General features: G+C 47.9%; 3 protein-coding genes. All 3 read left to right on the forward strand.

All coding sequences use genetic code 11. The features are described 5' to 3' along the window. The first annotated feature begins 638 nt into the window (after nucleotides 1-638). Nucleotides 639-1811 carry a plasmid partitioning protein RepA gene (gene repA / locus DFR47_RS21345; protein ID WP_113946525.1) on the forward strand — a complete coding sequence of 391 codons (1173 nt, stop codon included), beginning with the start codon at nucleotides 639-641 and terminating at the stop codon, nucleotides 1809-1811. Nucleotides 1812-1877: 66 nt separating this feature from the next. Then, a complete protein-coding gene (gene repB, locus DFR47_RS21350) occupies nucleotides 1878-2867 on the forward strand; it encodes a plasmid partitioning protein RepB (protein WP_113946527.1) in 990 nt (329 codons plus the stop codon). 156 nt (nucleotides 2868-3023) lie between these two features. Beyond that, nucleotides 3024-4184 (forward strand): plasmid replication protein RepC, encoded by a 1161-nt coding sequence (gene repC / locus DFR47_RS21355; RefSeq protein WP_113946526.1) that lies wholly within the window; start codon nucleotides 3024-3026, stop codon nucleotides 4182-4184. Nucleotides 4185-4282: the final 98 nt, after the last annotated feature.

The following is a 4282-nucleotide window of genomic DNA, read 5'->3' on the forward strand; positions in this document are numbered from 1 at the left end:
CACGGACTTCAGGAGAAAATTTGTTCGTCGTTTTGCTTGTCATAGACCCTACTTCTCACGAGTTGGGGTCTCCGGCAAACCCGGTGCGGTTCACCGCTTTCTTATGCATCTGAGCTACACAGTGTTGATCTCAGTGAATGGAACTTAGGCCAGGATCAGACAATCGAGGCATACGGGAAAATAGTCGAACTGGGCGACCGTGATTACATCCTCGAAATCCGCCAGCTTGGAGAGACTTCAGCTGGCTGGTTGTTCCAGCAAGGGGATGATTATGATGGCGTAAGAGATCGTTTCGATCACTATATGAAGCAGGGAGAGGCATCAAATTTAAGTGGTGTATTCAAGACTGCAATGGAGGTCGTTGATGAATATGCACCACCTGCATCGCATATAATTTAGGTTCTCAATATCCCAAAAGAGGATTGTCAGCCGTACAAAAATTAAATCACATAACGAAATCAATGCGTTGTATGATGATCACTCAGTTTCCAAGGCTATACAAGTTAGCTTGAATTACGACCTGAACTAGCGTTAACCATTTGTTAACTTTAAATTCCTTGAAGTCAATCCGGAATCGGAGCATAGTATCGATAATTTCGACACTTCGTCAAAAAAATCGCTACTCAAGGGATTCGGGTATGGATATCGCTCCTCAGGAGAAAAAACATTTTGCGCGGACTATTCTAGCGCAGGGGGAAGAGATTTCAAGTCGCCTTGATAATCTGCGTGTCCAGAAATTCCCGCCGAATGCTCAGAAAACTTTACGTCAATTTACCATTGCCGAAGTCTCTCATTTTATCGGTGTTTCGCAAAGTTACATCAAAAAATTGCATCTAGAAGGGAAGGGGGGCGTTGAACCGGAAACCTCCTCAACAGGTCGTCGGTCATACACAGCCCAACAGATGCACGATCTCCAGAATTATCTTGAACGCTCTCCCCGTCGCAAACCAGGTGACCAACTGAAGGTAATTTCGGTCGTCAACTTCAAAGGTGGCTCGGGTAAAACAACCACAGCAGCGCATCTAGCTCAGCACCTGGCTCTGACCGGTCATCGCACGCTTGCCATCGATCTCGATCCTCAGGCTTCATTGACGGCGCTCCATGGCATCCAACCTGAGCTTGATCGCAATTTGTCATACTACGACAGCCTTCGATATGACGATGAGCGTAAGCCCCTTGCCGATGTGATCCGTAAAACCAATTTCCCATTGCTCGACATCGTGCCAGCCAATTTGGAACTGCAAGAATACGAATACGACACCCCACTGGCCATTCAACAGAACCCAGCAGCAGGGAGAACCTTCTACACGAGGATCGGTGAAACACTCGCACAAGTCGATGATCAGTATGACGTTGTGGTCATCGATTGCCCGCCACAGCTTGGTTATCTGACTCTGACGGCTCTAACGGCATCGACATCGGTTTTGATCACTGTGCATCCACAGATGCTAGACCTGATGTCCATGTCGCAGTTCTTGTTGATGCTTGGCGGCATCCTGACAACGATTGAGGGGGCTGGGGTTAAAGTTGAACTCGACTGGTTCTCATACCTCGTAACTCGCTTTGAACCAGCTGATATTCCTCAAGCTCAAATGGTTGGCTTCATGCAATCGATGCTGGCCGAACAAATGCTTAAAAATCAAATGCTCAAGACAACTGCAATTTCAGATGCTGGTTTAACGAAACAGACACTTTACGAAGTCGAGAGAAGCTCAATGACCCGTTCGACTTATGATCGAGCGTGGGAATCCGCTGAAACAGTAAATTCAGAAATCACCAGCCTTATCCATAAATCATGGGGGAGAAACTGATTGTCAGCCGTACACGATGTGAAAACGGCAATGAAATCAGATTACTAGCTAGAATTGGAAAAAATGATGGCCCGCAAAGACGTTCTCATGAATCTTACTGCCCCAGTTTCGGATCGACCGAAAGATATGGGATCGTCCAACTATGCAATGCGTGGCGCGAGCAAGTCTATGCTGTCATCTATCGGTGAGCTGTCCGCACAAGCAGCGAGGGCAGAAAAGCTCCTGGAAGGCGGCTCGATAGTCGAACTCGATACCAGCCTTGTCGACGCATCTTTCGTGTCAGATCGCATGTCTGGTAGCGACGAAGCTTACACTGAGTTGCTGGAAGCGATCCGTGAGCAAGGACAGGACACCCCAATACTGGTTCGTCCTCATCCGGCGGATGAGAACAGATACATGGTGGTGTTCGGGCATCGTCGTCTTCGTGTCGCGAAAGAACTCGGACGGCCTGTTAAAGCGATTATCAAGAAACTCGACGATGCCGTCCACGTCATTGCCCAAGGGCAAGAAAATAGCGCTCGCGACAACCTGTCGTTCATCGAACGCGCTGTCTTCGCTCAGAAACTTATCGACCTCGAATATGATCGTGAAACGGTTCAGACGGCTCTATCTACCGACAACCCGATGCTCACACGCATGCTGTCGATTACGAAGCGCGTTCCTCTGAATGTAATCGATGTTATCGGATCTGCGAAAGCCGTCGGCCGTGATCGTTGGATCGAACTCGCAACTCAGTACGAGAAGACTGGGGGAGGGGAGCTGATGACCTATTTTCAGTCTCCTGAGTTCACAGAAATCGAGGCATCAGACGACCGATTTGCTAAAGCATTTGATCACCTGAAGACCGCAGCCAAGACGAAGCCGCAGAAGGTCAAATTGGCTTCACCGGTTAAGTCCTGGACGTCTCAAGACAAATCAGTCAACTTTACTATGAATCGGAAGCCGAAGAAGGTGGATGTGTCGTTTAAGAGTGACGATGCAGGAGCCTTTGGTGATTGGCTTTCTGAACGCCTTGGAGGCCTATACGAGGACTTCAGGAAATCGAACGGAGACTAAACCGCAAAAGAAAAAAGCCCCCGCGACGTTTCCATCGTGAGAGCCTTTCAAAAGTCTTGAACACCTTCTGAATCGCATTTTCACGAATCACTGTCAAGCGTTTTAACGTCGTTTGCGGCGAACGGACTTCTTTTGCCTTATAAAAGGTAGTAGGAAATGCAATTTCTAAGGTCTGCAACGACTGCTATCCGCAGTCGAATGGATTTGAATGCTCAAAATTCTGAGGAGGGCAGGGGGATAAATCGCTGGGTTATCTACAAGCAGCTCTGCATCGCAAAGGCTAAATTCAGTCTCAATGACCGTTGCCTCGCTGTCCTCAGCTCACTGCTGTCGTTCTATCCTGAAGATGAGATCTCAGCAGCGAAGGGCTTAGTAGTCTTTCCATCGAACAGACAGCTGTCTTTGCGCGCCCACGGGATGCCTGAATCGACGTTGCGTCGCCATCTGGCTTCACTAGTGGCTGCTGGCATTATCTCTCGTAAAGATAGTCCAACACGGAAGCGCTACGCACATAAGGGTAATGAAGGTGAAATTGAACTTGCATTCGGTTTCTCAATCGAACCGTTGCTCCAGAAGGCCTCAGAGATCGCTCAGGCGGCGGCTCAGATCACATCAGACATCCAAGCCATCAAAAGGCTTCGAGATGAGGTCTCCGTCGCTAGGCGAGAGATTTCGGCCACATATGCCACATTGGACGCAGATGCCCAGACCGATGCTCAGGAAGAACTGTACGTTCGTTTCCGCGATATCGTCGATAATATCCCACGCCGCGCTGAAAAGGCCGAGCTGGTGGCGATTTTGTCCCAATTTGGTATCATTCGTCAGGAATTGGATAAAACACTGATTTCCAATGAGAATGCCGAAAAAACGAGCGGCACCGATGCTCATATTGAGCGGCACCATTATGAATCTCTTGCAGAATCCCTTTATATAAATAATAAGATTCAAAAAGATGATTTTTTGATTTCAGAACCTATAAAGCAGAGACCTCCAGAAAATCGTTCCTCTGGACCTTTAGTGTCTTTGCAAACAGTTTTGCACATATGCCCTGACATCCTAGCCTACGCACCATCTGGCATCAGATGTTGGAAGGATCTCCTCGACACCAGTCAAATGGTCTCAAAATTTATCGGCATCAGCCAGCATCTATGGCTAACGGCCATAAATTCGCTAGGTTTCGAAAGCGCAGGCTCCGTTGTCGCTTGGATCCTGCAAAAAGGCACTGAAATCAAATCTCCTGGTGCATATCTGAATTCCCTAATCCAGAAGGCGAGGAGAGGAGAGTTTTCAATATCAAAGCTATTGGTTTTGAGATAATATTGAATAGATGGAGTGGTTGCCGCTCTACTACCCAAGCGACAATTCTTGTTTGAATATTGTTGCGTTCAATCTACTCGATGGGAAGGAAGGCAGAC

Source organism: Pseudochrobactrum asaccharolyticum (genome assembly GCF_003314995.1).
GTDB lineage: Bacteria > Pseudomonadota > Alphaproteobacteria > Rhizobiales > Rhizobiaceae > Pseudochrobactrum > Pseudochrobactrum asaccharolyticum.

Excerpts from the sequence above, each read along its gene's own strand:
- repA (WP_113946525.1), top strand. The coding sequence starts at position 639 with ATGGATATCGCTCCTCAGGAGAAAAAACATTTTGCGCGGACTATTCTA.
- repB (WP_113946527.1), top strand. The coding sequence starts at position 1,878 with ATGGCCCGCAAAGACGTTCTCATGAATCTTACTGCCCCAGTTTCGGAT.
- repC (WP_113946526.1), top strand. The coding sequence starts at position 3,024 with ATGCAATTTCTAAGGTCTGCAACGACTGCTATCCGCAGTCGAATGGAT.